A 25,828-nucleotide genomic window follows, 5' to 3' on the forward strand; every position below is an offset into this window, starting at 1 on the left:
TTACTGCGCCACCGGCTGCATCAGCCAGCGGGTTTCGCCTTTTTGGGTCAGGGCCAGACGCCCGTCCTCTATCGCGATAACGGGATCGCGGCCGATCTGGTCGCCGATCGTCAGCGTCACGACCTTGCCGCGCGAGGTGCGGATCAGGGCCTTGGGCGCGTCGCCGGAACCGAAGGTGCCCAGCAGGATCAGCCCGTCAAGGCTGCCCTTGGCGGGACGGGTGGCTGCCGAAATGACGGCCTGTGGTGTCGGGGTTTCCTGTGCCATGTCTCTTTACACTCGGGTTGATCGGAGCGCGGCAGATACTGCGGTGCAGCATCGGACGAAAGAGGGGGCAGGGCGGATGCGCGGCGGATGGCTGGCGGCGGGTCACGGGCAGGCGCATTTTGGCCTGTGGCCGCCGGGTTGCCTTGTTCGGCCCGAAGGCCGAAGGCGCTTTGCCGCCGACCCAAGGGCGCGGATAGGCCGGATGTTGTGGAAAGCGCAGGTAAAGGCGGCTTATTCGGCCGCCTTCATCTGGAAACCCTTATTGATCATGTCCGCCGGTTCCACCGGGTATTCCCCCGAGAAGCAGGCGTCACAATACTGCGGGCAGGCGGCGTTGCGGCCTGTCGCCTCGCCCACGGCGCGATACAGGCCGTCGAGCGAGATGAACTTGAGGCTGTCAACGCCCAGATGTTCCCGCATCTCGTCCTCGGACATGGTGGCGGCCAACAGCTTTTCGCGCTGAGGCGTGTCGACGCCGTAGAAACAGGGCCATGCGGTGGGCGGCGAGGCGATGCGGAAGTGGACCTCGGCGGCACCGGCATCAAGGATCATCTCCTTGATCTTGCGGCTGGTGGTGCCGCGCACCACGCTGTCGTCCACAAGGATCACCTTCTTGCCCTTGATCAGGGCGCGGTTGACGTTGAGTTTCAGGCGCACACCCATGTTGCGGATCTGCTCTGTCGGCTCGATGAAGGTGCGGCCCATGTACTGGTTGCGGACGATGCCCATGCCGTAGGGAATGCCGCTTTCGTGGGCAAAACCGATGGCGGCGGGGGTGCCGGAATCCGGGACCGGGCAGACAAGGTCGGCGTCCACCGGGGCCTCACGCGCCAGTTCGACGCCGATCTGGCGGCGGGTTTCATAGACCGAGCGGCCGCCGATGATCGAATCGGGGCGCGAGAAATAGACATGTTCGAAGATGCAGAAGCGCGGTTTCGCCTTGCGGAAGGGGTAGTGCGATTCGACGCCCTTGTCGGCGGTGATCACCACCATCTCACCCGGCTCGATCTCGCGCACGAATTCGGCGCCGATGATGTCCAGCGCGCAGGTCTCTGAGCTGAGCGCCCAGCCATCCCCCAGCTTGCCCAGCACCAGCGGGCGGACGCCCAGCGGATCGCGCACGCCGATGAGTTTGGTCCGGGTCATGGCGACGACGGAAAACGCGCCCTCGACCCGGCGCAGCGCGTCTTCCATCCGGGCGGGGATGTCGCGTTGCAGGGACCGTGCCATCAGGTGGATGATACATTCGCTGTCCGAGGAGGACTGAAAGATCGAGCCACGCTCGATCAACTCGCGGCGCAGCGCCTCGGCGTTGGTGATGTTGCCATTGTGGGCAATGGCCGCGCCGCCCATGGAAAACTCACCAAAGAAGGGCTGCACGTCGCGGATCTGGGTCTGGCCCTTTGATCCGGCGGTGGAATAGCGCACGTGGCCGATGGCCAGTTGGCCCGGCAGCGTTTCCATCAGCGATTGCTTGGTGAAATTGTCGCGCACATAGCCGAACCGCCGGGCGGAATTGAACCCGCCCAGATCGGGGTGGTAGGCGACGATCCCGCCCGCCTCCTGTCCGCGGTGTTGCAGCGCGTGCAGACCGAGCGCCACGAAGTTGGCGGCGTCCGCCAGACCGACGACGCCGAAGATGCCGCATTCCTCCTTGAGCTTGTCATCGTTGTCCGGGTCGCGGACAGAGTCGAAGTCAAAAGGATGTGCGGGTGGAAAAATGGGGTCGGGCAAGGGGGCAGCTCCGAATCCGCTTTGCATATGCAGCATTGTTTAATGGGCCGGTCCCGGAATGTCACGAAACGATTACATTTAGTGGCCTCGGGAAAGGCGGGTGAGATGTGGCGCGGGGCGAACCGGCCTAGGCGGGGCGATGCCCGCTGCGCCGCCGTCGGCCCGGCCCGAAGGCAGGGTGCCTGCGGGACGGCGGGTTATTGCGGCGCGTCGCAGACGCTGACAAGTTGTTCATATTGCGCGGTGATCCAGCCAAGCGCCTGTTCGGGGTTCTGGTCTTCGATCCGGCCGGTGAACTGGGCAAAGACCGCCGCAGAGCGGGAGTCGTCGATCATGGCGATGTCCTGCGAGGTGATCACCGTCTCGTAGACAAAAAACGCGATCGCCACGAGCAGGACGCCACGCGCCACGCCGAAAAAGAACCCCAGCGCCTGATCCAGCCCGCCAAGCGCCGAGCGTTTGATGATCGAGGAGAACAGCGGCGTGAACAGCGAGACGACCACCAGCGCGACGGTGAAGATCGCGGCAAAGCTGGCGATGACCGCCAGTTCGCAGCTATCGGCAAGGAATTCGCCGATGACGGGGATTTCCTTGACCAGCGGTTGCACCTGATCGGCAAAGAGAAAGGCCACCACGGCGGCCACGACCCAGCCGAGAATGGCCATCGTCTCACGCACCAACCCGCGCGAGTAGGCAAGCAGCGCCGACAGCAGAATGATGACGCCGACCACGCCATCAACGATTGTAAACCCGTCCATCTGCCTCACTCGCCTCTTGTCGCGCGGCCGTCTGTGGCCTCAGTTCCGTTTGTCATTGTGGTCTCGACCAAGTCAACCGGCCCCGAAGACCTCGCCGACGAAAGTGGTCAGGTCCGGCATGCGGGACAGCGCCATGCCATCCGATGCCGTGGCCTTGCCCCCTTGCGGCAGGATCGCCTTGGAGAAACCAAGTTTACGCGCCTCTTTCAATCGGTTTTCCGACTGGCCGACCGGGCGCAGGCCCCCTGATAAGCTGATTTCCCCGAAAACGACAGTATCGGGGGGCAGGGCGGCGTCCTCACGCGCGGAAAGTAGCGCAGCGGCCACAGCCAGATCGGCGGCGGGTTCCGACACCCGCATGCCGCCCGCGACGTTCAGGTACACGTCGAGACCCGCAAAAGGAATGCCGCAGCGCGATTCGAGCACCGCCAGAATCATCGCCAGCCGACCGCCGTCCCAGCCCACAACCGACCGGCGCGGCTGCGAATGCGGGCTGGGAGAAACCAGCGCCTGAAGCTCGACCAGAAGCGGGCGGGTGCCTTCGATCCCGGCAAAGACCACCGACCCCGGCGCGGGCTGACCGCGTTCGGACAAAAACAGCGCCGAGGGGTTGGCGACCTCTGACAACCCGCCGCCGGTCATCTCGAACACGCCGATCTCATCGGTGGGACCAAAGCGGTTCTTGACCGAGCGCAGGATACGGAACTGGTGGCCGCGCTCGCCCTCGAAATACAGCACCGTGTCGACCATGTGTTCGACCACGCGGGGACCGGCCAACTGGCCTTCCTTGGTGACGTGGCCGACCATCATGATGGAACTGCCGGTGCGCTTGGCGAAGGTCGTCAGTTCGTGCGCGGCGGCGCGGACCTGACTGACAGAGCCGGGGGTGCTGTCGACATTGTCGGCCCACATGGTCTGGATCGAATCGATGATGGCAAGGTCGGGGCGGGTCTCATCCAGCGTGGTCAGGATGTCGCGCAGATTGGTTTCGGTCGCCAGTTTCACCGGTGCCTCGGCCAGATGCAGACGTTGCGCGCGCAGGCGGACCTGTGCGCTGGCCTCTTCGCCGGAGATATAGACCACCTTGAGCCCGGCATTGGCAAAGGCGGCGGCGGCCTGCAACAGCAGGGTGGATTTGCCGATGCCCGGATCGCCCGCCATCAGCACCGCGCTGGAGGGCACCAGCCCGCCGCCCAGAACCCGGTCGAATTCATCCATGCCGCAGGCGGTGCGCGGCGGAGGGGCCTCTTTGGCGGAGAGATCGGTCAGCGCCACGGCACGCCCGCGCGAGGTGCCCAGAGTTTTGCCGGACGGCCCCTGGCTGAGGGGTTTTTCCTCGGCGATGGTGTTCCATTCGCCGCAGGTCTCGCAGCGGCCCGACCATTTGGTGGTGGTGGCGGCGCAGGACTGGCAGACAAATCGGGTGGTCGCTTTGGCCATGGGGTCTCCGGCGGGAATGGGGCGGGGTGGCTTTTGCCCCATCCGGGGCGGGTCGGCTTTCGCCCCATCCGGGGCAGGGTGGCTTTTGCCCCATCCGGGGCAGGGCGGCTTATGCCCCATCCGGGGCGGGAGGCCAATGGCCAAGGGAGGCCCGTCGGAGGTCTGCGTGCGGCAGGATCGCCTGTGCTCTTGGCCGCGTCGCAGGGGTATTTTTACAGAGAAGAAGCCGGGGCGCGGCGCTTTTCGATGGCCCCCAGCGTAATGGAGGTGAGGATGCAGGCGGTGAACAGGTACAGCCCCCAGGCGGGCTCGACACGGCCCACGCCCATGCCCTTGGACAGGGTGATATAGAGCGCGATCAGAAAGATGTCGGCCATGGCAAGTTTGCCGATGACCTCCAGCACCGGCAGGCTGCGGCGGTCGAGCAGGTCAAACTGCACCAGCGCCAGCCCCAGCGTCTTGATCAGCGGCGCAAAGAGCGCGAAGAGCGTCACCAGCAGGGCCAGAAAGACGTCCGAGTCCCACAGCGATTGCAGGCCGGAGATCAGGCTGATTTCGCTCATCCCGAACAGCGGCAGCAGGCCCGCCCGGAGCAGCGGCGCGAACCACGACAGCGGGTAGGCAATAAACAGCGCGAGGTTGAGCCAGCGCAGGTGGTTTTGCCAGTTGCTCATGACACCCACCACCAGAGGCCCAGCAGACCCGCCAGCATCCCCCCGTGCACCCCGTCGATCCAGCGGCCTCGCGCGCCGGGGGAGACGGAACTGAGCAGGAACAGCGCCGAGGCCGCCAGCAGCGCGGTGATGCCGCCCTGTTGGGCCATGGTGCGGGCGGCGGCGGCATAGACCGGGCCGTCGTTCAACCCGGCGGCGGGGGCAAAGACCGTGACGACGCCGCCGATGGCCAGCACAAAGGCCGCCAGCGCGGGCCAGCGCGACAGGCCGCGGCCCCTGATCAGGCGGATCGCGGCCAGAACGGCCAGCACCTCCAGATAGAGGAACTTTTTGGCGAAGAGAAAGAACAGGATCACCGGGTCGGGCTGAATCATGGCGGTCATGTGGCCCTGATCATCGGCCCGCGCAAGCGGGCGACAGGGGCGTCGGCCACAGCGGGCTCCCACGCCGCTCCGGCGTCGCCGACCCGCGGCCCGGCAAGGTCCGCGATGCGGCCCATCGGCGGGCGCAGGGCGCAGTGCAGGATCGGTCGGTCCTGACCCACGGCCTGACGCGGGGGGCGGGCCAGCGGCCGGAGCGGGACGGCCGGCAGCGCGGTGTCTTGATCCTGATGGATCACCGGACGGCCTCGATTGGCCCTGTGGCGCTGCCGGTGATGAACTGGGCGACATAGGGGTCGCCGCTGCGGTCCAGTTGCGTGACCGGGCCGGTCCACTGGATCACCCCGTCGTGCAGCATGGCCACGTTGTCGGCGATGGCGCGCACGCTGGTCATGTCATGGGTGATGGTCATGGCGGTGGCGCCCATTTCCGTGACGATCTCACGGATCAACTCGTTGATGACGCCCGCCATGATCGGGTCGAGGCCGGTGGTGGGTTCGTCAAAGAAGATGATCTCGGGCTCGGCGGCGATGGCGCGGGCGAGGCCGACGCGTTTCTGCATGCCGCCCGACAGTTCCGCCGGCAGGCGGTCGGCGACGTCGGGTTTCAGACCGACGCGGCGCAGTTTCTCGATGGCGATGGCGCGGGCCTCGTCGCGGGGTTTCTTCAGCGAGCCGCGCAGCAGGCGGAAGGCGACGTTTTGCCAGACCGGCAGGCTGTCGAACAGGGCTGCGCCCTGAAACAGCATGCCGAAGCGGGCGAGAAAGGCATCGCGGTCGGTTTTGGTGACGTCAATGCCTTCGAGCGTGATGGTGCCCGCGTCGGGGGCCACAAGCCCGAGGATACATTTCAGCAGCACCGATTTGCCGGTGCCGGACCCGCCGATGATCACCATCGAGGTGCCACGGTCGATGGTCAGATCGACGCCGCGCAGGACGCGGTTGGAGCCGAAGGCCTTGGTGACGCCGTGCAGGTCGATCATCGCGCCGCCTTTGGGTTGCGCCCCTTGGCGGCGGGGCATTGGGGTATTTTGACAGAGAAGAAGCCGAAAGGGGGTGTGCGCAGGGTCATAGCGAGAAGAACGCCCCCGTGAGCAGGAAGTTGGCGGCGAGGATCAGGATGGCGGCGGCCTCGACCGAGCCTTTGGTGGCGCGGCCCACGCCCTGCGCGCCGCGCCCCGAGGCCATGCCGAAATAGCAGCCCATCAGCGCCGCCAGCCCGCCGAAGGCGCAGCCCTTGACCAGCGAGGAGATGATGTCCAGCGGCTCCAGGAAATCGACGGTGTTCTTGAGGTAGGCGGCGGGGTTGAAGCCGAGCGTGCCGGTGGCGACGGCGTAGCCGCCGAAGATGCCGATGATGTCGCCCACCGCCACCAGAAGCGGCACCACGAGCAGCGCCGCCAGCACGCGCGGCGCGACGAGGTATTTCATCGGGTCGGTTGACAGGGTCACGAGCGCGTCGATCTGTTCGGTCACTTTCATGGTGGCGATTTCGGCGGCGATGGACGAGGTCACGCGGGCGGCGATCATCAGGCCCACAAGGACCGGGCCCAGTTCGCGGACCATGCCGATGGCGACGATCTGCGGCACCACCGCCTCGGCGTTGAAGCGCGCGCCGCCGGAGTAGATTTGCAGTGCCAGTGCGCCGCCGGTGAAGATGGCGGTCAGCCCCACAACCGGCAGCGACAGCCAGCCGACGTTCAGCAGCGCCGCGCCGAATTCACGCCCGTAGAACGGCGGGCGGACCATGTGGCTGAGCGCGGCCAGCGCAAACAGCGCCACGCGCCCGACCATCGCCATCATCGACAGCGTGGCGCGTCCCAGCGCGCCGAGTGGGGACAGAAGGCTCATGTCAGGCGCCGGTATAGCTGCGGGCATAGCGCGCGCCCAGCGAGGTCAGGATTTCATAGCCGATGCTGCCGGCCCAGTCGGCCAGCGTGTCGACGCTTTGATGCACGCCCAGCAGTTCCAGCATTTCCGGGTCTCCGGTCACGTCGGTCACATCGACGCCGATCAGGTCCATCGAGATCCGGCCCAGCACCGCACAGCGGGTTTCCTCTGCCCACATATGCGCCCGGTGGCTCATGCTGCGCAGGATGCCGTCGGCATAACCCGCCGCGATGGTGGCGACACGGGTCGGGCGCTCTGCCGTCCATGTATTGCCATAGCCCACGGTTTCGCCGGGCAGGACCTCACGGATCTGGATCACCGGCACATGCAGGTGGGCCACGGGGCGCGCGTCGAGGAAGGGCAGGCCGCCGTAGACGCCGATCCCCGGTCGGGTGACGTCGAAGTGATAGTCGGAGCCCAGCAACACGCCGCCCGTCGCCGCCAGCGAGCGCGGCGCGTCGATCCCGTCGGTCATCTGGAGAAATGTCTGCAACTGCCGGGTGTTCATCGGATGGGCGGGTTCATCGGCGCAGGCCAGATGGCTCATGATCAGGCTGGGCTTTTGCGCCAGCGCGATGTCGCGCAGGGCGCGCCATTCGGCGGGCTCCATCCCCAGACGGTTCATGCCGCTGTCCAGCTGGATGCCAAAGGCGTGGCCCGGCAGCCCCTCGACGTGGCGCAGCATCTGGTCGATGGAGTTGATCATCGGCGTCAGTTGCGCGTCGCGGATCAGCGCGGCGTCGCCCGCCATATGGCCGGAAAAGACGCAGATTTCGGGCCGGGGACCAAGGATTCGGCGCAATTCCGCGCCTTCCTCGGCGATGGCGACGAAAAACCGCCGCGCGCCTTCGTCCGCCAGCGCCGGGGCGACGCGGTCGACGCCCAGCCCGTAGGCGTCCGCCTTGACCACAGCGCCGGTTTCGGTTTGCGACATCTCTGCGAGGGAGCGCCAGTTGGCGCGCAGCGCCGCGAGATCGATGGTAAGCTGTGCCTGTGCCATGACTGAACGTGTTTCTCAGGTTCCGGGTCAGCGTCAAGCGCGAAATCGCCGCGCGGGTGGCCTTGCGGGCGGGGGACCGCCGCTTATGCTGCGTTCGGATGGACCGGCACGGAGGAAGGGTCATGCGCAGCGCGGTGCGGTTGGAGGCAGTGCTTTTCTGGCTGGCGGTCCGCTATCTGACACGCCTGCCGGTGCCGCGCGGCCTGCCGGAGTCCGATGACCTGATGGTGCGGGCGGTGAAATATCACCCCGGCGTCGGGGCGCTGGTGGGCGCGTTTGCGGCGCTGGTGCTGTGGGCCGGGGCGCCGGTGCTGCCATGGCCGGTGGTGGTGCTGCTGTCGCTGGCGGCGACGCTGCTGGTGACGGGGGCATTTCACGAGGCGGGGCTGGCCGGGGCCGCCGAAGGGCTGGCCGCCGGGCGTGACCGGGTCGAGATCATCGCCATGATGGAACGCAGGCAGTTCGGTTTCTACGGGGCGCTGGCCATTGGCATGGGTCTGGCGCTGAAGCTGGCACTGATCGCCGGTTTCCCGCTTGCGGTGGCGGCGGCGGCACTGGTGGCGGGGCATGCGACCGGACGGATGGCGGCGGTGCATGTGACCGCGACAACCTCACATGCGCGCAGCGAGGGAATGCAGAAATTTGTGCCCAAGGTGACGGCGGACGGCTACCGCGTGGCGCTGACCCTGACGCTGGTGGCGCTGGCGCTGCTGACGGCGGTGACGGGCATTGGCGCGGTGCTGTGCGGGTTCGCCGGGGCGGTGCTGTTGGGGCAGGCGTTCCGGGCCTGGTCGGTGTCGCGGATCGGCGGCTACACGGGCGAATGCCTGGGCGGTGCAGAGCAGATGGCGGAACTGGGCTTCTATCTGGGACTGGCGCTCTGGCTCTGAGCCTTTTTCGGGGGTGGCAAGTCTCGACACTCCAGCCCGGCGGGTCTGACGCCTCTTGGTCCGGGTTGGAGTGCCGGTCTGCTCGACGGTCGGCCTGAAGTCAGTGCGCAGCCGTCACATGTCTCTGCCGTCGCCCTGTTGCCAGGGTTTGACGAGGTTGCCGAAGCGGGTGAACTGCGCCTCGAAGGCCAGTTCCACGGTGCCGATCGGGCCGTGACGCTGTTTGCCGATGATCACCTCTGCCTTGGCATGCAGGCGGCTCATGCGTTCCTGCCAGGCGGCCATTTCGTCCAGACGGTCGTCCGAGGGTTTTTCCCGTTCGGCGTAATATTCCTCGCGGAAGACGAACATGACCACGTCGGCGTCCTGTTCGATGGACCCCGATTCCCGCAGGTCCGACAGTTGCGGGCGCTTGTCTTCGCGGCTTTCGACCTGACGCGACAACTGCGACAGGGCCAGAACCGGGATGTTCAGTTCCTTGGCGATGGCCTTCAGACCCATCGAGATTTCGCCGATTTCCTGCACCCGGTTGTCGGCGGTGCCGCGCAGCAGTTGCAGGTAGTCGACGATCACCAGATCCAGCCCGTGGGTCCGTTTCAGACGGCGCGCGCGCGCCGCCACCTGACTGATCGGCAGGGCGGGCGTGTCGTCGATATACAGCGGGCAGGCCTCAAGGTCCTTGGCGGCCTGCACAAACCGGCGGAATTCTGTCTCGTCCATGTCGCCTTGGCGGATCTTGTGCGAGCTGATCTCCGACGCCTCGGCAAGGATACGGCCCGCCAGTTGCTCGGCGCTCATCTCCAGACTGAAAAAGCCGACGACGCCGCCGTCCGTGGCCCCGGTGGTGCCGTCCGGGCGCAGGCCCTTTTTATACGCCTTGGCGATGTTGAAGGCGACGTTGGTCGCCAGCGAGGTCTTGCCCATCGACGGACGCCCGGCGAGGATCAACAGGTCAGAGGGGTGCAGGCCGCCCAGCTTCTTGTCCATGTCGATCAACCCGGTCGAGATACCGGCCAGTCCGCCCTCGCGCTGGTAGGCGGCGTTGGCGACGTTAACAGCCTCTGTTACCGCCTTGAGAAAGCTTTGAAATCCGCTTTCTGTCTGGCCCTGTTCCGCCAGCTTGTAAAGCGCCTGTTCGGCCTCGACGATCTGTTCGCGCGGCTCTGACGCCACATCGACCTTGGCCGCCTTGTCGGCAATGTTCTTGCCCAGCCGGATGAGGTCGCGCCGGACGGCAAGATCGTAGATCATCTGCGCATAGTCGCGCACCGCAAAGGTCGAGACGGCAGAGGCCGCGAGACGCGCCAGATAGGCCGGGCCGCCCAGTTCCTTCAGCCCCTCATCGTCCTCCATGAAGGCCTTGAGCGTGACCGGCGAAGCGAGGTTGTTCTTGGCGATGCGCGCCGAGGCGATTTCAAAGATGCGTTCGTGCACCGGATCATAGAAATGCCGCGCGCCGATGATCGAGGCGATGCGGTCATAGGTGTCGTTCTCGACCAGAATCGCACCAAGCAATTGCTGCTCCGCCTCGATCGAATGCGGCATTGTGTCTGCCGATTGTACTTCGATTCCGGTCGCGTTGATCGTGGCGATCTCGTTCATTTCCATCCCCTGCTGCGTGAACCGACGCCCTATCAGGGGGCGCAGGCGACGGGCAGACTGTATATCTCTGTTGATAAGTCAGATCACAGGATATTGGCATTTTGGCTGGTCAGCCGTCAACATCTGGTATGGATCCGGTGGCGCTGTGATCTTCCTGTCACGTTCAACCGGCAAGATTCAGCGCCTGCCGTTAGGTCAGCTATCGCTGCGCGCGGCGCGCCAGCCGTGCGGGTCTTTGAGAAACGACTCGACCTCGCCCAGCACGCCCGCGTGGCGTTCCGGGGCCTCGGCCAGCACCTCCCACCATGTGCACAGGTGGTGCAGGTCGACGCCGTGATCGCCCAGCGTTTTGATCGTCTCGGGGAAGATGCCGTAGTAAAAGATCACCGCCGTGTGGGCGCAGGTGGCGCCGGTGTCGCGAATGGCGTCGACAAAGCTGATCTTCGAGCCGCCGTCGGTGGTCAGATCCTCGACCAGCAGCACGCGCTCTCCCTCGGACATGGCGCCCTCGATGCGGGCGTTCTTGCCGTAACCCTTTGGTTTCTTGCGCACATACGTCATCGGCAGGGCCATGCGTTCGGCCACCAGCGCGGCAAAGGGGATGCCCGCCGTCTCACCGCCGGCGATGTTGTCGAAGGCCTCAAAGCCCGCGTTGCGCATCACCGTGACGGTGAGAAAATCCATCAGGGTGGAGCGGATGCGCGGGTAGGAGATCAGCTTGCGGCAGTCGATGTAGACCGGCGAAAGCTGCCCCGACGCCAGCTTGTACGGTTCATCGGTCATGAAGTTCACCGCCTCGATTTCCCACAACATGCGCGCGGTCAGGCGGGCCATTTCTTCGGCGGTCGGATAAGATGAGGGGATCATGCGTCTGCTTTCTGTCTTGCGATGCGGCCCGGTGTGTCCTTGGGCCTGAAAATGCCTCGGGGTGAGTCCCGCAGGGACGGGGGCAGCGCCCCTACGGCGCCACCTGCCAATGCAGCGGCATCATCGGATCGAACACCGTGACCGGCCCGTCGCCGGTGTCGATCTTGGCGGGATAGTCGACCGGCGCGCCACGGGTCAGGGTGATCGTGTCGTCATTCGGCGGCAGGCGATAAAACGCGGGACCGTTGAGCGAGGTGAAGGATTCCAGCCTGTCCAGCGCGTTTTCCTGCTCAAAGACCTCGGCGAGGATCGACAGGGTGTTGGTCGCGGTAAAGCACCCGGCGCAGCCGCAGGCGTTTTCCTTGAGCGGGTCGATATGCGGGGCGCTGTCGGTGCCAAGGAAAAAGCTGCTGTCGCCGCTGGTGGCGGCGGCGCGCAGGGCAAGGCGGTGTTCCTCACGCTTGGCGACCGGCAGGCAGTAGTAATGCGGCTTGATCCCGCCCACCAGAATGGCGTTGCGGTTGATCACAAGGTGATGGGTGGTGATGGTCGCGCCCAGATCGTCGCCGCCCGCGCGGGCATAGTCGACGCCCTGACGGGTGGTGATGTGTTCCATGATGACGCGCAGGCCGGGGGTGCGCTGACGGATCGGGTCCAGCACGCGGTCGATGAACACCGCCTCGCGGTCAAAAATGTCGATGTCGCTGTCCACCACTTCGCCATGCACACACAGGGGAATGCCGTTTTCGGCCATCGCTTCCAGCACGCCGCGCACCTTGTCAAAGTCGCGCACCCCGGAGGTGGAGTTGGTGGTGGCCCCGGCGGGGTAGAGTTTGACGGCGGTGATCAGCCCGCTTTGATGGGCGGCGACGATATCCGCCGGATCGCTTTCCTCTGTCAGGTAAAGCGTCATCAGCGGGGTAAAGCCGCTGTCCGCTGGCAGCGCGGCGGTGATGCGGTCGCGGTAGGCCTGCGCCTGTGCGCCTGTCACCACGGGCGGCACAAGGTTGGGCATGATGATGGCGCGGGCAAAGTGCCGGGCGCTTTCGGGGGCGATACCGGCCAGCATGGCGCCATCGCGCAGGTGCAGATGCCAGTCGTCGGGGCGGCGAAGAGTGATGCTATCCATGAATTTGCGGTTAGCACGCGGACCGCAGGCGCGCCAGTAGGATCAGCCCACGTCCTTGACGGCGTCGTCTCCGGCCTCCAGCTCGGCCAGACGGCGGCGAAAGCGCGGGGCCGGCATCCGGCTAACGACATTCTGGCACAAGAGCCGGGCCAGCCCGTCGCGCCCGTCGGCGTCGATCCGTGCCAGAAGGCGGCGCAGATAGGGCGGATGGTTGCGCCGGGCGCGCAGCATGGCGGCAAACAGCGCGGTGTCCAGCCGCCCTTCGGCGGCAGAGGTCAGCAGGCCCGGCAACAGGTCCAGCGCGCGAAAATCGGCCTGCAAGGCGCTGCCCATGAACGGCGCACGCAGGCGCGAGACATTGGGCCGGGCAAACAGCGCCGAATGCATCGCGTCCAGCCGTTCGCGCGGGTCATAGATCACATAGGCCTGTGCGGCGGCGTCGATCATTTCGGGCGCGAAGCCATAGCGCGAGGTGAAATCGCGGCGGCGTTCCTCGGCGAAGCGGTCGTCCCATTCGGCGATGCGCGGGTCCAGCGTGGCCTGCGGCTGCAACATCAGCACCCGCGCGCCGGGGGAGGTGACGGAATAGGCCCCGGCGGCATAGCCGCAGGGACCGGCCCCGTAGAACAGCACGGTTTCGAACTCGTCGAAAAAGCCATCGTCCTGAAGCTGGTCGAAGAAGGCATAGACGCGTTCATCGCGGAACCATGTGTCGCCGTGACTGAGCAGCGACAGCGAGGACCAGCCGTTGGCGTTGACCATGTCGAACCCGAGGGGGGTGCGCGTCTCTGACAGGGCTTCGATGCCGGACATCGTCTCGAATCCGACAACCAGCGTGTCGCCTTCTTCGACAAAGATCGCCGCGTGGCTTTTGCCCATGGGTTCGGCAAACCCGTATTCCTCGCCAATCCGCCGCAGCGTGGCCAGCCACTCACCCCGCGATTGATTGCTGAGATCGGGAGAAAAGCCTTTGGTTTGCGATTCCATTGACCGGGTATCCTCGTTTTGCGCCAAAATTGGCGCGTATTTGGGGGAAACAATGGCTGCGGTTTTCGGCGAAAATGTGGTCACGCGGTGACAACACGGTGCGGCGGGGCCCTATAGCGTGGGCCTGTCGTCGCGTGCGCGTGTTGCGTGACGGGCCAGAAAGCGCGCCGCCCTGAGCGTCACGGGCTGCGCGGGCGGGGTCATCAGCAGGCGGGCAAACAGCGCGCGGTAGGGTTCCTGCGCCAAAAGCGCGTCAAAGCGGGCCTTGCGCCATGCGACGGCGGTGTCGTGCAGGTGCGACAGGTCAGGATCGGCGGCAAGCGCGGCGCGGCGCTCCGTCACGCCTGATAGGCGCTGGATGCTGGTGTCTTCCTCAACGCTCCAGTTGCGTTCGACCCAGTAATCCATGCCAAGCGCTTGGTCGGAATGTACCGCGCGGCCCCGGTCGGATTTGAGCACGTAGCTTTCCATCGCGCCAAGGGCGTAGTGGTTCAGTTGCGCAAGGCCGTAGTTGGAGCGGCCGTATTGCGAGAATATGCGGCGGGTGCGGAACTGCGCGTCCAGCTCGCGGCCCTCACCGTCGAACCAGCGGGCGTTGTTGACCAGTGCCGGATCAGGGGCGCGGGGGCGGTGGACGCCCAGTTTCTTGTAGGTGCCGTCATTACGGTAGAGCGTCTTGAACATCGCCGCGCGCCATGGCCAGTGCATGACAACCGGCGCGGCCTTGGTGAATTGCTCGGTGATGGGGCGGTCGGCGTAGCGCGCCACGCCCGCGTTGCCGAACAGCCGCCATGTCAGGGTGATGGCGGTCGCCTCGGGCAGGGCGGCGATCAGCGCGGGCAGGGTGCGGTCGCCCACATGGACGTTGACGTATTCGTCGATGTCCAGCGGCAACAGCCAGTCGGCGCTTTGCACGGCGGTCGTCTTGTCGGCGCGTTTCAACCCGGTGAACTGGATGCCGCGATCCTCATAGGGGCCGTCGTTGCGGATATGGGTCAGCGGGAGAACCTGCGCCAGCCGGTCCAGCATCGTGTCGGTGCCGTCCTGACAGTCGTTCGACAGGGCCACCACATGGGTGACGCCGCAGGCAAGGTGATGCGCCAGCCAGTCGAGCAGGAATGCGCCCTCATTGCGCACACACAGGATGGCGGTGATGGTCATGGATCGCCCCCGAGGGTGAGCCGATTTTTCGTCGAAAAATCGTTTCGCGTCATTACCAGCCCTTGCGGAAGGTCACGACCTTGGCCTCGGACGCCTTGGGGAAATAGGTCAGCCCGGCGCGCTGCATGCAGTCAAACACCGCCTGAACGCCGCTTTGCCCGATCCACTGCGGGTGCAGTTCGATCACCGCCGCGCGCAGGCCGGACCAGTCGGCGGCGGGCAGCAGATGCGCCTCTGCGCCTTCGATGTCGCAAACCAACACATCCGGCGTTTCGGCCTGCAACACCGGGTTGATGGCGTGCTGCATGACCTTGACCTCTTCGATCACCGTATCGGGGTCCGCGTCGCGGTCCATCGAGGAGCCGAGAAAGTTCTGGCGGACATAGAACGGCACAGGATCGCCCAGTTCGGGGGCCAAAAGCGCGTTGCGCAGGTCGACGTTGGTGACGTCATTGGCGGCGTGCACAGAGCGGATGTAGGGGATCAGCGCCGGGTTTGCCTCATAACTGACGACGCGGGCGACCTTTTTCTTCACCGACAGCAGGGTCGACATGTAGCCGATGCCGCCGCCCAGTTCGAGCACGCGGTCGCCGGGGCGCACCACGCGCATGACCGCGTCGCATTCCTTGCGTTCATAGATGTCCTGTTTCAGCGCGCTGCGTATCCGCCCCCGTGTGATCTGCGGGTTCTTGGGAATCTTCAGCCCGCGCGAATACAGGTACGGGTCGCGCGGGGCGGGGTCTGATCCGTCCATTGTCACGTCTCCATATCCAGAGCCAGCGCATAGGCCACCCGTTCGGTTTCTGTCAGGTCCAGCGCCAGCGCCTGCCGGTAAAGATCGGCAAATTCGGGCATCCCGTGCAGTTCCGCCGCCTTGGCGCGGTGCCATTCCAGCGCCCGGTGATGGGCGGCGCGCAGGGCGTCGTCGCGCAGCAGCCGGTCGTATTCGGCGCGCACGCGGGGGATGTTGCGCTTGATCGTGATGTCGCGGTGGACGGACCAGTCCATGCGAATCCAGTAGTTCAGCCCGATGTTGCGGTCGACGTGCAGGGCGCGACCCCTTTGCCGTTTGATCAGAAAGCTTTCGGCAGAGCGCAGGGCGTAGTGGTTCAGCTGGATCAGGTCATAGCCGATGGTGCGTTTGGAACTGCGCCAGCCGTTGCGAAGCGCCGCCTCTGTCATGTCGCGGCCCGATCCGTTGACCCATTTCACCTTGTCCTCAAACCCCTCCGCCAGCTTGTTTGGACGGTGGCAGGAGATCTTTTCATAGGCACCGATATTGCGGAACAGCGTCTTGAAGCCCCAGACCGTGTGCGGCTTGGGGCAGTATTTCGGCGCGCAGGTGTCGAATTGTTCGATCACCAGACGGTCCTCAAAGCGGCGCACACCGTTGTGGCCGAACAGCCGCCATGTCATCGCGATATTGGTCGCGTCGGGGACGCGGTCAAAGACCTCTGCCAGCGTGCCGTTGCCGCAGCGGATGTTCACAAACTCATCGACGTCGATATGGGCGATCCATTGGGCCTGCTGGATCACAGGTTCATCCAGCGCGGCGTCCAGCGCGTGTTGCTGGGGCGATTTGCCGGACCAGCCGTTGTTGTCGCGGTGCTGAAGGACGCCCAGCTCTTGCAGGCGGTCGAGGATCTCTGTCGTGCCGTCGGAACAGCCGTTGGTGTAGATCAGGAAATTGTCGAAGCCCACGGCGCGGTGATAGGCGATCCATTCAAGGATATAGGGGCCTTCGTTTTTCATGCAGCCGACGATGACGTTGCCGGTGGACCCCTGCGGCAGCACCCGGCGGGGGGCGGGGGCAAAGGCGGCGGCGAGTTCCTCTTCGTTGACGCGGCCCAGTTTGTTGTGCGGCGCGTAGGGAGAGCCCTGAAGGCGGACAAAGTTTTGCTTGGCCTGCGCGGGCAGGGCATCCTCGGCGGCCTCGGTCAGGGCCGGGGCCTCTGGCGTCTCCAGCGGCTCCCCCTTCAGATGGGCCCGTTCGGCGGCGCGGGCCGCGCGTTCGTCCTTGTCGCCCTGCGCGATGCGCCAGCGGAAGGCCATGAGGTACTGGGTGGCGCGATAGCCACGGGTCGGGTCTGCCTCGACCCAGTCGCCGCAGATCGGGTCCGCCTCCATATCGGCGGGGTGCATCGCGGGATGTTCGGCGCACAGCGCGGCGATATCATCCTCAAACCGCATGGACAGCGCCGACAGCGACCCGGCAAGGATCGGGCCGCCGGGCACCTTGATCTCTCCCAAAAGCTTGCGCCACAGCGGGCGCGGCAACAGCACGTCCTGCCGGTCCAGCAGGCGTAGCACGGCGTCGTTGAACTGACGCGCGCGGGTCAGCCACGGAGCGGAGGGCAGGGTGGGCAACTCTTCTGCCTCGGCGCGGCCGATCTGGGCGTCGATGCCGAAGGCGGCACAAATCTCGTCCGTGGCCTCCTCGGACCACAGGGTGTCGCGGTTCAGAGAGCGGAACTGGACCGAACCGGCGCCAAAGACCGCCTCCCATTCCGATTGCAGGCGTTTGTAATCGAGCCAGAAGTTCGCGCCCTGCACCTCTGGGAACATGCCGTCCAGCGGCGCGGTGTCGGGGCGCGTGTCCATCGCCGCCTCCCAGAAGTCGTCAACCTCTGCAAGGGTCAGTTCAAGGTCCAGCCCCCGTGCGCGTCCGTCCAGCACCTGCGCGCCGTAACGGGCGACAAGCGCGCGGGCGGGTTCGTCCAGCCATGCGACAATGCGGATATCGTCGGACAGCGGCGTCAGCAGGGCGCGCAGTCGGTCCAGTTCTGAACGGTCACACAAAGAGGTGCCCAACTGCTGCGCCGAGAGGATCAGCACCTGGGGCGTGTCACGCGCGACCTCTTGCGCCAGTTGATTGGCCAGCTCATCCCGCAGCATTTGCTGTTTTTCCGGCAGCATCACACCGCGATTGAACCGCAGCACGTCGGCGCGGTCCGGGTCGCTGACCGCCATGAACAGGCGGGTGTGGTTCCGCGCCCCCGGCGAACGGGCGTAGAGCACGTTTTCCTCCTTCAGCCGTCCGCGTTTGGCGTCCAGAACCCGCTGTATCCGGTCGGTCGACGGACCATCCGGCCCGATATGAATATATATCCGCATCACGCTGCCCCTCTGGCCGTTTCGGCCTTGTCGTTCTTGCCGGACGGCCCCGTTTCGGGGTTCTCGTTCCGTCTGCCCCACCAGGGCAGGTCCATCTTGATATGTGCCGCCAGCCGGTCGCGCGCGTCATCCGCCGCCACCGGCAACTCCAGATAGCGCGGATCGTCCCCGAAGAGGTCGCGCAGCATGGCATAGTGCCCCTCGATCCAGCGGATGCGCTGGGGGTCTGTCGCGCCGTAGCCCTCTGGCAGGCCGGGAATGTGGCCAGCGGGCAGGCGGTCCTCGCCCAGATTGTTCCAGCGCCGCATGCTGTCCGAAGTCTCTGCCGCCGGACGCCATGTGGCGACAAACAGCATGTCGGGACGCGCGAGGCGCATTGCCTTGATCATCGCATAGTCGCACTGCGGCCAGAGCGTCGCGGCGGGGTTCAGCACGCTGATTTCGGTCAGCGCGTCATACAGCCCGTCGAGATGGCGGAACGGATCGCCGGACTCAAAATAGCCGTTGTACAGTTGCCGCGCGATATAGGTGCCGCCCATGCCGGGGGTACGGTCATGGATGCGCCGGACCTTGTGATCCGCCGCCCGCCACCCCGCCTGCGTCAAGGCGTGATGCAGGGTGGTGGTGCCGGTCTTGGGCAGGCCGAGGTTGACCAGTTTCACGTTCAGATCGCTCATAGCCCCAGCGCCTCGATCAGGTCCGCCTCACCGGGGGGCAAGGCGGGGAGGGCACCCAGATGGGCATACATCTGGGCATAGGCGGGCTGCTGCATCAGCGCGTCGCGCTTTTCGCGGTGCAGCCGGACGCAGTCGCCGTGCAGGCGGGCAATCTGGGGATCGGCCTTGACCGTTTCCAGCGCGGCGGTCAGTTGCGGCAGATAGCGCTGGATCGAGCGGTCCTCGAACGCGGCATCGTTGCGTTCGCGCCAATAGGTGTCGTCAAAGGCGCGTCCCTCGCGGTTGACGTCGCCCCGGTCGTTCTTGACCAGATAACTGTCCAGAGAGCGCAGGGCGTAGTGATTGAGCGTGGCAAAGTCGCGCGCGCCCGCCGCCGGGAACTTGCGGATGCGGCGCGGGTTGGCGGCGGTCAGGAACTTGCCCGGCACCTTGCGGCCCGAGCCATCGGTCCAGCGGGGATGTTTGTCCTCGGGCAGGGATTTGCGGAAAAACGGGCGGTGCGCGCCGAAATACTGCAACGGAAAGTCACCCCGTACGAGGGTTTTGACCTCTATCGCGGTCTGGGCGCACCACAGGTCCGGATTGTGCGAGCGGGTAAACTGGGCGATCACCGGGCGGTCGACAAAATCGGCCACGCCGTTATTGGCAAAGAACTGGAATGTGACCGAAATGACCTGCGGGTCGCCGCAGGCCGCGATCAGCGCCGGGATGGTGTGGTCACCGACATGGATGTTCAGGAACTCATCGACATCGGCAATCCAGACCCAATCGGCCTCTTGCACCACGGGCTGTTTCGCGGCGGCCTTGAGCGCCTCCATCTGATAGTTGCGGCCCTCGGCGGGGTTGGGCAGATGCACAACGCGCCCTATTTCGGGGCGCGGATCGGCGGCCAGCGCGTCCAGCAGGGTATCGGTGCCATCGGTGCAGTCGTTGGAATAGAACAGGAAATCGGTCACGCCGAGCAGGCGATGAAAGGCCATCCATTCCAGCAGGAACGGGCCCTCGTTCTTGACGCAGGTTACAGCGGTGATGCGCCGCGTGGCGCCCGCCTCAGTGTCTACCATGTCTGCTCGTCTGCCTGATGGCCGGGTTTGGTCCCGACTTTTATACCCCGAATCATGACATTGTGTGGACACCCCGTCAATCCGTGCTGGCGTCAAGGGGTGGCAGGCGTGACTTCCGTCCTATTGACGGGTGTGCCTGCGCTTGGGAAAGGGGATGCAGGAGGACTGCCATGACCATTCCCGCATCCATTGATGAGGTACAAGAAACCCTTGGCCGGACCGGCTATGTCTGCGGTCGCGCGCTGGCCACGGTGGTGTTTCTGGCGCTGCGTCTGGGACGCCCGCTGTTCCTTGAAGGTGAGGCAGGCGTCGGCAAGACCGAGATCGCCAAGGCATTGGCCGCCTCGCTGAACCGGCGGCTGATCCGGCTGCAATGTTACGAGGGGCTGGACGCCTCCAGCGCGGTGTACGAATGGAACTTTCCGGCGCAGATGATTGCCATCCGCACCGCCGAGGCGCAGGGCAGCGCGGACCGCGACATGCTGAACCGCGAACTCTTTGGCCCGGATTTCCTGATCGAACGCCCGCTGTTGCAGGCCATGCGCCCGGATGAAAACGGCGCGCCGATCCTGCTGATCGACGAGCTGGACCGCACCGATGAACCGTTCGAGGCCTTTCTGCTGGAGGCATTGAGCGATTTTCAGGTCACCATCCCCGAGATCGGCACCATCAAGGCGCCGGAACCGCCCATCGTCATCCTGACCTCGAACCGCACGCGCGAGGTGCATGACGCGCTCAAGCGGCGCTGCCTGTATCACTGGGTCGATTACCCCGGCTTTGACCGCGAGGTGGAGATCCTGAACGCCCGTGAGCCGCATGTTTCCGAGATCCTGAGCCGTCAGATCGTCGCCTTTGTGCAGGAGTTGCGGACCGAGGATATCTTCAAGAAGCCCGGTGTGGCGGAAACCATCGACTGGGCGAAATGCCTGCTGGCGCTGGACGTGGTGGACCTGAGCCCAGAGGTGATCAGCGACACGCTGGGCGCAATTCTGAAGTATCAGGACGATATCCAGAAAATCCAAGGGTCCGAGGCCAAGCGCATTCTGGACGAGGCCAAGGCCACGATCGAGGCGGCCTGAGCGATGATCGGGGCCTGTGTTACGTTTGAACCGGGGAAAGGGGCGCTGCCCCGTCACAGCATAGCTGTGACTCCCCGGTGGTATTTGGACAAAGAAGAAGCCCTGGGTCGGCGCAAGACCTCGCCGGTGCGTCTGTCTGGCGGATGTGTCGGGGGGCGGGCGGTGCGGCCCCGCCGCAGGGTCCGACATGCCTGAATACATCCCCATCACCATCCCCGACAATCCGCGCCTTGCGCAGAACATCATCCATTTCGCCCGCGCGCTGCGGCGGGCCGGGCTGCCGGTTGGGCCGGGGCGGGTGATCGACGCCATCCGCGCGGTCGAGGCGGCGGGGTTTACCCAGCGGATGGATTTCTACTGGACGCTGCACGCCTGTTTCGTGAACCGGCCAGAGCACCGTCTTGTCTTTGCGCAGATTTTTCGCCTGTACTGGCGTGATCCCCGGTTCCTTGAGCACATGATGTCGATGATGCTGCCCGCCATCCGGGGGGTGCAGGAGGACCGCTCTGCGGTGGCTGCCGAAAAGCGCGCGGCGCAGGCCTTGCTGGGGGACCAGATGCCCGAGGTGCCGCAGGAGGAAGAGGAAGAAGAGGGCACGCAGATCGAGATGGACGCGTCCCTGACCATGTCCGCCGAGGAAAAGCTACGGTCGCTCGATTTCGAACAGATGTCGACAGAAGAGATCGCGCAGGCGAAACGGATGCTGGCGCGGCTGACCCTGCCGGTGAAGCCGATCGAGTCGCGCCGTCGCTTGGCCTCACATATGGGGCGGCATTTCGATGCCCGCCGCACGATCCGGGATGCCCTGCGCAAGGGCGGAGAGATCCATTCGCTGGCCAAGGCCAAGCCCCGGCTGCGCTGGCCCAATCTGGTGGTGCTGTGCGATATCTCCGGTTCCATGAGCCAGTACAGCCGCATGGTGCTGCATTTCCTGCACGCGGTGGCGAATGAAAAGGGGCAGGGCTGGGCCAAGGTGCATGCCTTTACCTTTGGCACCCGGCTGACCAATATCAGCCGCCATCTGGTGACGCGCGACGTGGACGCGGCGCTGAAGGCGGCGGGGGCGGAGGCGCAGGACTGGGAGGGTGGCACCCAGATCGGCACCTGCCTGCATGCCTTCAACCGCGACTGGTCGCGCCGGGTGATGGGGCAGGGCGCGGTGGTGCTGCTGATCACCGACGGGCTGGACCGGGACGGCGCGGGGGCGTTGGAGAAAGAGATGGAGCGGCTGCATCTGTCGGCGCGCCGCCTGATCTGGCTGAACCCGCTGTTGCGCTGGGACGGGTTTGCACCCAAGGCGACGGGCATCCGGGCGATGCTGCCGCATGTGGACAGCTTTCGCGCCGGGCATTCCATTGCCTCGCTGGAGGATCTGGCCGTGGCGATTTCCCGCCCCGACGATCTGGGTGAAAAGGCACGGCTGATGCAGATGCTTTAGGCGGGTCTCCGCCGGAGATCGCGAAGTTGTGCAACCCAAACCGGGTCTGAGCGTTATCTTTGCCAAGCCCCTCGTGGGCGCATGGTAAGGAGACCAGAATGACCCCTATCCGCAATGCCACCGCTCTGGCGAGCGTGCTGACGCTTGTGATCGGCACCGCCGCCGGGGCCCAATCCGGTGCGCAACTCGACGACCCGGAAAAACTGAATATGATGAAGCAGCTCTGTGCCATTCCGGGCGCGGCTCCGAAAGGTGTGGACTGTGACCGCGTCGAGGAGGCTTTGAAAGCCCTCGAAGACGGGGCTCCGGCTGCGACGGTTGACGCGCCTGAGAAACAGGACGCACCCAAGGATGCGCTGGGCGATCTGCTGAAGAAGCCGGAAAAGGCGCAGAAGGCCGACAAGCCGAAGAAGGACAAGAAAGATAAAAAGCCCAAGGAACAGGCTGAAACGCCGGTGCCACCGGCGGCGGAGACGCCGCTGATACCGGCCCCGGAAGCGCCGAAGGATCAGGCCGAAACGCCGGTGCCGCCCGCGGCGGAGACCCCGCCCAAGGCGCAGGCGGAAACGCCTGTGGCTCCGGTCCCGCAAACCCCGCCGAAAGCGCGGGCTGAGGCCGCGCCCGTCCCGGAGCCGGAAACCGGCAGACCGGACCCGCTGGCCCAGATCGAAGCCTTGCGACGTCAGCTTGGCACGCCGCCCGCGGCCGCTGCGGCGAACCCGCCCGATGCGGGCGAGGTGGTCGAGGAAACCGTCGAGCGTGACGACGTGCGCCGGTCCAGCGAGGACTTTCAGACCGATGTCTCTGGCAAGGCCAAGAACAAGAAAAAGGCCAAGAAGGACGATGGCGGCCTTGATCCGCTGGCCAAGATCGCGATCATCGGTCTGGGGGCCGTGGCGCTGTCCGAGATCCTCGACAAGGATGACCGCGTTGTCTCCAACTCCGGCGACCGGGTGGTTGTGGAGCAGGATGGCCAGTTCCGCGTGATCCGCAACGACGACGTGCTGCTGCGCCGTCCGGGGGCCGAGGTCGAAACCCGCCGCTTTGACGATGGTTCGACCCGCACGCGCCTGACCTATGAGGACGGCACCGTGGTCGACACCATCCGCGCCGCCGATGGCCGGGTGCTGCGCCGGGTGCGCCGCTTGCCGGACGGGACGGATGTTGTGCTGTTCGACGACACGCAGGCCAGCCCGGACGTCGAGATCAGCCAACTGCCAAGTGCGCAGGACCGCAACCGGGTCGACTATCGCGACATCGAGGCAGATGACCTGGCCCGCGCGCTGGCGGCCAACGGCACCTCGGGCGTGAACCGCAGCTTTTCGCTGGCGCAGGTGCGCAATATCGACGCCGTGCGCCATCTTGTGCCGGAGATCACCGTGGACACGATCCGGTTTGAGACGAACTCTGCCGCGATCCGCGTCGAAGAGGCCGAAGAGCTTGCCGCCTTGGGCAATGCGATGCGCAATGCGATTGATCGCAACCCGGCAGAGGTGTTCCTGATCGAGGGGCACACCGACGCGGTGGGCAGCTTTGCCTACAACCTTGCCCTGTCGGACCGCCGCGCGGAATCGGTGGCGCTTGCCCTGACCGAGTATTTCGACGTGCCGCCCGAGAACATGGTGCTGCAAGGTTACGGCGAAGGCGATCTGCTGGTGCCCACGGATACGGCAGAGCGGGCCAATCGCCGCGCCGCCGTGCGCCGGATCACGCCGCTGTTGACGGCGCGGTAAACGCTGCCGAAACGGTGCCAAGACACGCTGCAAACGCCCCCGGTGGACCCCCGCCGGGGGCGTTTTGCGTCCGTGGTCGGGAATACCTCCGTTGTCCGAAAGTGGCGAATGGCGTTTCATGACGCGGCGTCAAGGCGTGTGCCGGGATACCCCACGGCCCTGTCCGGTCTGCCGGGCAGATGTCCGCCTCTGGCGTTCAAGGAATTCAAGACGTCCGTCCAAACCCTTTTGGAAAGGAATTGCCGATGAAACGCCTCCTCTTCGCCACGGCCGCGTTCAGCGTGCTGGCGGCGTCCTTCTCCGCGCCCGCAAGCGCCCAGAATTTCGACCTCAAGCAATTGTGCAACCCGGCGCTGGGCATCAAATGTCCCGATGCCCTCAATGGAACTGCAAAGCGGGTGCCGGCGAAACGGACTCCGCCCAAGGTTATCGTTCAACAGCCCAAGAAAAAGGTCTTTGTTCCGCAGGTCATCGTTCAGCAGCCGCAGACAAGGACAAAGCGCCCGGTGCAGGTGATCGTCCCCAAGCAGGTGGTCCCGCAGACCCGTGTGCCCAATATCAGGGTGCCGGATGTCCAGATCGTCACACCCAAGGGCAAGACGCCGACATTCCGCGTGCCAAACGTCAAGGTTGCTCCGTCTGTGCGGGTGCCTGACGTCCAGATTGCGGTGCCGCCGAAGGTGCGTCAGCCCGCCATCAAGGTGAACCCCAATGGCCGGGTGGTGGTCAAACCCGGTGCCGTGAACATCGACGATCTGCGCAAGCAGCTGGCCGGAGAGCTTGCCGGTCGCAAAGGCAAGACCGTCAAGATCGCCCCGCGCCCCGGTCAGGTTGTCCGTATCCCGACGGGGCACATCGACCTTGGCTCCAGTCAGCGCCAGTCGGACATCGTGGCCCTGCGCGACGTGGCCAAGGTGGCCGCCGCCGTGGGGCTTGCCGCCGGTGCGGTCAAGGTGCTGGACCGCACGCTGACGGACCGCGATATCCGCAAATCCTCAGAGGATTTCGGCAAGGTGCTGGGGCAGGTCGGAATCAAGACCGGCACGCTGGACTATCGGCGCGTCGACATGGGCAAGGTGCTGACCACCGGCGACCGCGTTGTGACCAACAGCGGCGACCGCATGGTGGTTGAAAACAACGGCGTCATGCGTGTCTTGCGCAATGACGATGTGTTGCTCAACCGGCCCGGCACCAATGTGCAGGTCTACCAGTTCAAGGACGGGTCCACCCGCAATGTCATGGCCTATGAGGACGGCAGTCAGGTCGAGACCCTGCGCGCGCCGGATGGCCGCGTGTTGCGCCGCTCGACCATCGCCCCAGACGGCACCGAGGTGGTGCTGTTCGACGACACCAAGCAGACCGATCAGGTTCTGGTCAACCAGTTGCCGGACGCCCCGGCAACCACCGTTGTCGCCTATCAGAGCAACAGCGACATGAGCGGCGCGCTGGGCGGCGAAACCAGTGTCGAGGCAGGGCGTCATTTCTCGCTGGCGCAGGTCCGCGACATCGACGCGGTGCGCAAGATGGCGCCGGGGATCAACATTGATACCATCCACTTTGCCTCGAACTCTGCCGCGATCCGCCCCGAAGAGGCCGAGGAACTGGCCGCGCTGGGCTATGCCATGCTGGAGGCGATTGCCGTCGACCCGCGCGAGGTGTTCCTGATCGAGGGCCATACGGACGCACGCGGGCATGAGGCGCACAATCTGGCGCTGTCCGACCGGCGCGCGGAATCGGTGGCGCTGGCGCTGATCGAGTATTTCGGTGTTCCGCCAGAGAATATCGTGCTGCAAGGCTATGGTGAAAGCGATCTGCTGATCGTGACCGAAGCCGCCGAACAGGCCAACCGCCGCGCCGCCGTGCGCCGCATCACACCGCTGCTGACCGATCTCTAGTCAGCAACCGGCAGAGATCAGACCCCCGGTGCCTTGGGTGCCGGGGGCTT

The 25,828-nt window shown here is 65.4% G+C and carries 24 protein-coding genes; 5 read left to right on the forward strand and 19 right to left on the reverse strand.

Annotated features, from left to right (window positions below):
- From ACN0S5_RS11090 to alr, 10 genes are all read right to left on the reverse strand, one after another.
- On the reverse strand, positions 1-267 hold the full coding sequence (locus tag ACN0S5_RS11090) for an amidophosphoribosyltransferase (RefSeq protein WP_417208301.1): 267 nt from the start codon (positions 265-267) through the stop codon (positions 1-3).
- Positions 268-498: 231 nt separating this feature from the next.
- Positions 499-2,001 (reverse strand): amidophosphoribosyltransferase, encoded by a 1,503-nt coding sequence (gene purF, locus ACN0S5_RS11095; protein WP_417208302.1) that lies wholly within the window; start codon positions 1,999-2,001, stop codon positions 499-501.
- Positions 2,002-2,198: 197 nt separating this feature from the next.
- Positions 2,199-2,759 carry a CvpA family protein gene (locus tag ACN0S5_RS11100; RefSeq protein ID WP_417208304.1) on the reverse strand — a complete coding sequence of 187 codons (561 nt, stop codon included), beginning with the start codon at positions 2,757-2,759 and terminating at the stop codon, positions 2,199-2,201.
- Between the two features lie 72 nt (positions 2,760-2,831).
- Entirely contained in the window at positions 2,832-4,199 is a 1,368-nt protein-coding gene (radA, locus tag ACN0S5_RS11105) for a DNA repair protein RadA (protein ID WP_417208305.1), read from the reverse strand.
- Between the two features lie 212 nt (positions 4,200-4,411).
- On the reverse strand, positions 4,412-4,873 hold the full coding sequence (locus tag ACN0S5_RS11110; protein ID WP_417208306.1) for a paraquat-inducible protein A: 462 nt from the start codon (positions 4,871-4,873) through the stop codon (positions 4,412-4,414).
- Positions 4,870-5,256: a hypothetical protein gene (locus tag ACN0S5_RS11115; RefSeq protein WP_417208307.1), complete on the reverse strand. Its 387-nt coding sequence runs from the start codon at positions 5,254-5,256 to the stop codon at positions 4,870-4,872. Before ACN0S5_RS11115 ends, ACN0S5_RS11110 begins: the two co-directional genes overlap by 4 nt.
- A complete protein-coding gene (locus ACN0S5_RS11120) occupies positions 5,253-5,492 on the reverse strand; it encodes a hypothetical protein (protein ID WP_417208308.1) in 240 nt (79 codons plus the stop codon). Before ACN0S5_RS11120 ends, ACN0S5_RS11115 begins: the two co-directional genes overlap by 4 nt.
- Positions 5,489-6,235, reverse strand: coding sequence for an ABC transporter ATP-binding protein (locus ACN0S5_RS11125; RefSeq protein ID WP_417208419.1), 747 nt, complete (start codon positions 6,233-6,235; stop codon positions 5,489-5,491). The genes ACN0S5_RS11120 and ACN0S5_RS11125 overlap by 4 nt, the downstream gene beginning before the upstream one ends.
- 85 nt (positions 6,236-6,320) lie before the next feature.
- Positions 6,321-7,103 carry an MlaE family ABC transporter permease gene (locus ACN0S5_RS11130; protein WP_417208309.1) on the reverse strand — a complete coding sequence of 261 codons (783 nt, stop codon included), beginning with the start codon at positions 7,101-7,103 and terminating at the stop codon, positions 6,321-6,323.
- A gap of 1 nt (position 7,104) precedes the next feature.
- Positions 7,105-8,142: an alanine racemase gene (alr, locus tag ACN0S5_RS11135; RefSeq protein ID WP_417208310.1), complete on the reverse strand. Its 1,038-nt coding sequence runs from the start codon at positions 8,140-8,142 to the stop codon at positions 7,105-7,107.
- A gap of 122 nt (positions 8,143-8,264) precedes the next feature.
- On the opposite strand from alr, the gene ACN0S5_RS11140 reads away from it, so the two are divergent.
- The gene (locus tag ACN0S5_RS11140) at positions 8,265-9,032 is read left to right on the forward strand and encodes an adenosylcobinamide-GDP ribazoletransferase (protein ID WP_417208311.1); all 768 of its coding nucleotides are present in this window, start codon (positions 8,265-8,267) and stop codon (positions 9,030-9,032) included.
- Positions 9,033-9,146: 114 nt separating this feature from the next.
- Here ACN0S5_RS11140 and ACN0S5_RS11145 read toward each other — a convergent pair whose 3' ends face one another.
- The 9 genes from ACN0S5_RS11145 to ACN0S5_RS11185 all read right to left on the reverse strand — a co-directional run bounded on the left by ACN0S5_RS11145 (position 9,147) and on the right by ACN0S5_RS11185 (position 19,633).
- Positions 9,147-10,634, reverse strand: coding sequence for a replicative DNA helicase (locus ACN0S5_RS11145; protein ID WP_417208313.1), 1,488 nt, complete (start codon positions 10,632-10,634; stop codon positions 9,147-9,149).
- Between the two features lie 195 nt (positions 10,635-10,829).
- The gene (locus ACN0S5_RS11150) at positions 10,830-11,501 is read right to left on the reverse strand and encodes an orotate phosphoribosyltransferase (RefSeq protein WP_417208315.1); all 672 of its coding nucleotides are present in this window, start codon (positions 11,499-11,501) and stop codon (positions 10,830-10,832) included.
- 91 nt (positions 11,502-11,592) lie between these two features.
- A complete protein-coding gene (gene pyrC / locus ACN0S5_RS11155; protein WP_417208317.1) occupies positions 11,593-12,630 on the reverse strand; it encodes a dihydroorotase in 1,038 nt (345 codons plus the stop codon).
- Positions 12,631-12,672: 42 nt separating this feature from the next.
- Complete coding sequence (locus tag ACN0S5_RS11160; protein WP_417208319.1) at positions 12,673-13,617, reverse strand: phosphoadenosine phosphosulfate reductase; 945 nt, start codon at positions 13,615-13,617, stop codon at positions 12,673-12,675.
- Between the two features lie 111 nt (positions 13,618-13,728).
- Positions 13,729-14,778, reverse strand: coding sequence for a glycosyltransferase family 2 protein (locus tag ACN0S5_RS11165; protein ID WP_417208320.1), 1,050 nt, complete (start codon positions 14,776-14,778; stop codon positions 13,729-13,731).
- 52 nt (positions 14,779-14,830) lie between these two features.
- Positions 14,831-15,532: an FkbM family methyltransferase gene (locus ACN0S5_RS11170; RefSeq protein ID WP_417208321.1), complete on the reverse strand. Its 702-nt coding sequence runs from the start codon at positions 15,530-15,532 to the stop codon at positions 14,831-14,833.
- 2 nt (positions 15,533-15,534) lie between these two features.
- Positions 15,535-17,892, reverse strand: a complete 2,358-nt coding sequence (locus ACN0S5_RS11175; protein WP_417208323.1) for a glycosyltransferase family 2 protein — start codon at positions 17,890-17,892, stop codon at positions 15,535-15,537.
- The gene (locus ACN0S5_RS11180) at positions 17,892-18,569 is read right to left on the reverse strand and encodes a hypothetical protein (RefSeq protein WP_417208324.1); all 678 of its coding nucleotides are present in this window, start codon (positions 18,567-18,569) and stop codon (positions 17,892-17,894) included. The genes ACN0S5_RS11175 and ACN0S5_RS11180 overlap by 1 nt, the downstream gene beginning before the upstream one ends.
- Positions 18,566-19,633 carry a glycosyltransferase family 2 protein gene (locus tag ACN0S5_RS11185; protein WP_417208326.1) on the reverse strand — a complete coding sequence of 356 codons (1,068 nt, stop codon included), beginning with the start codon at positions 19,631-19,633 and terminating at the stop codon, positions 18,566-18,568. Before ACN0S5_RS11185 ends, ACN0S5_RS11180 begins: the two co-directional genes overlap by 4 nt.
- Before the next feature lie 170 nt (positions 19,634-19,803).
- On the opposite strand from ACN0S5_RS11185, the gene ACN0S5_RS11190 reads away from it, so the two are divergent.
- The 4 genes from ACN0S5_RS11190 (at position 19,804) to ACN0S5_RS11205 (ending at position 25,778) form a co-directional block, all read left to right on the forward strand.
- Positions 19,804-20,712, forward strand: a complete 909-nt coding sequence (locus ACN0S5_RS11190; protein ID WP_417208328.1) for an AAA family ATPase — start codon at positions 19,804-19,806, stop codon at positions 20,710-20,712.
- 187 nt (positions 20,713-20,899) lie between these two features.
- Complete coding sequence (locus tag ACN0S5_RS11195; RefSeq protein WP_417208329.1) at positions 20,900-22,150, forward strand: vWA domain-containing protein; 1,251 nt, start codon at positions 20,900-20,902, stop codon at positions 22,148-22,150.
- A 98-nt stretch (positions 22,151-22,248) separates the two neighbouring features.
- On the forward strand, positions 22,249-23,883 hold the full coding sequence (locus ACN0S5_RS11200) for an OmpA family protein (RefSeq protein ID WP_417208330.1): 1,635 nt from the start codon (positions 22,249-22,251) through the stop codon (positions 23,881-23,883).
- Positions 23,884-24,128: 245 nt separating this feature from the next.
- On the forward strand, positions 24,129-25,778 hold the full coding sequence (locus ACN0S5_RS11205; RefSeq protein WP_417208331.1) for an OmpA family protein: 1,650 nt from the start codon (positions 24,129-24,131) through the stop codon (positions 25,776-25,778).
- Positions 25,779-25,828: the final 50 nt, after the last annotated feature.

It is taken from the genome of Antarctobacter sp., assembly GCF_048262615.1.
Lineage (GTDB): Bacteria > Pseudomonadota > Alphaproteobacteria > Rhodobacterales > Rhodobacteraceae > Antarctobacter.

Coding starts and splice junctions, on each gene's coding strand:
- ACN0S5_RS11090 (WP_417208301.1), bottom strand. CDS start 267: ATGGCACAGGAAACCCCGACACCACAGGCCGTCATTTCGGCAGCCACC.
- ACN0S5_RS11100 (WP_417208304.1), bottom strand. CDS start 2,759: ATGGACGGGTTTACAATCGTTGATGGCGTGGTCGGCGTCATCATTCTG.
- radA (WP_417208305.1), bottom strand. CDS start 4,199: ATGGCCAAAGCGACCACCCGATTTGTCTGCCAGTCCTGCGCCGCCACC.
- ACN0S5_RS11110 (WP_417208306.1), bottom strand. CDS start 4,873: ATGAGCAACTGGCAAAACCACCTGCGCTGGCTCAACCTCGCGCTGTTT.
- ACN0S5_RS11115 (WP_417208307.1), bottom strand. CDS start 5,256: ATGACCGCCATGATTCAGCCCGACCCGGTGATCCTGTTCTTTCTCTTC.
- ACN0S5_RS11125 (WP_417208419.1), bottom strand. CDS start 6,235: ATGATCGACCTGCACGGCGTCACCAAGGCCTTCGGCTCCAACCGCGTC.
- ACN0S5_RS11130 (WP_417208309.1), bottom strand. CDS start 7,103: ATGAGCCTTCTGTCCCCACTCGGCGCGCTGGGACGCGCCACGCTGTCG.
- alr (WP_417208310.1), bottom strand. CDS start 8,142: ATGGCACAGGCACAGCTTACCATCGATCTCGCGGCGCTGCGCGCCAAC.
- ACN0S5_RS11140 (WP_417208311.1), top strand. CDS start 8,265: ATGCGCAGCGCGGTGCGGTTGGAGGCAGTGCTTTTCTGGCTGGCGGTC.
- ACN0S5_RS11145 (WP_417208313.1), bottom strand. CDS start 10,634: ATGAACGAGATCGCCACGATCAACGCGACCGGAATCGAAGTACAATCG.
- ACN0S5_RS11150 (WP_417208315.1), bottom strand. CDS start 11,501: ATGATCCCCTCATCTTATCCGACCGCCGAAGAAATGGCCCGCCTGACC.
- pyrC (WP_417208317.1), bottom strand. CDS start 12,630: ATGGATAGCATCACTCTTCGCCGCCCCGACGACTGGCATCTGCACCTG.
- ACN0S5_RS11160 (WP_417208319.1), bottom strand. CDS start 13,617: ATGGAATCGCAAACCAAAGGCTTTTCTCCCGATCTCAGCAATCAATCG.
- ACN0S5_RS11165 (WP_417208320.1), bottom strand. CDS start 14,778: ATGACCATCACCGCCATCCTGTGTGTGCGCAATGAGGGCGCATTCCTG.
- ACN0S5_RS11170 (WP_417208321.1), bottom strand. CDS start 15,532: ATGGACGGATCAGACCCCGCCCCGCGCGACCCGTACCTGTATTCGCGC.
- ACN0S5_RS11175 (WP_417208323.1), bottom strand. CDS start 17,892: ATGCGGATATATATTCATATCGGGCCGGATGGTCCGTCGACCGACCGG.
- ACN0S5_RS11180 (WP_417208324.1), bottom strand. CDS start 18,569: ATGAGCGATCTGAACGTGAAACTGGTCAACCTCGGCCTGCCCAAGACC.
- ACN0S5_RS11185 (WP_417208326.1), bottom strand. CDS start 19,633: ATGGTAGACACTGAGGCGGGCGCCACGCGGCGCATCACCGCTGTAACC.
- ACN0S5_RS11190 (WP_417208328.1), top strand. CDS start 19,804: ATGACCATTCCCGCATCCATTGATGAGGTACAAGAAACCCTTGGCCGG.
- ACN0S5_RS11195 (WP_417208329.1), top strand. CDS start 20,900: ATGCCTGAATACATCCCCATCACCATCCCCGACAATCCGCGCCTTGCG.
- ACN0S5_RS11200 (WP_417208330.1), top strand. CDS start 22,249: ATGACCCCTATCCGCAATGCCACCGCTCTGGCGAGCGTGCTGACGCTT.
- ACN0S5_RS11205 (WP_417208331.1), top strand. CDS start 24,129: ATGAAACGCCTCCTCTTCGCCACGGCCGCGTTCAGCGTGCTGGCGGCG.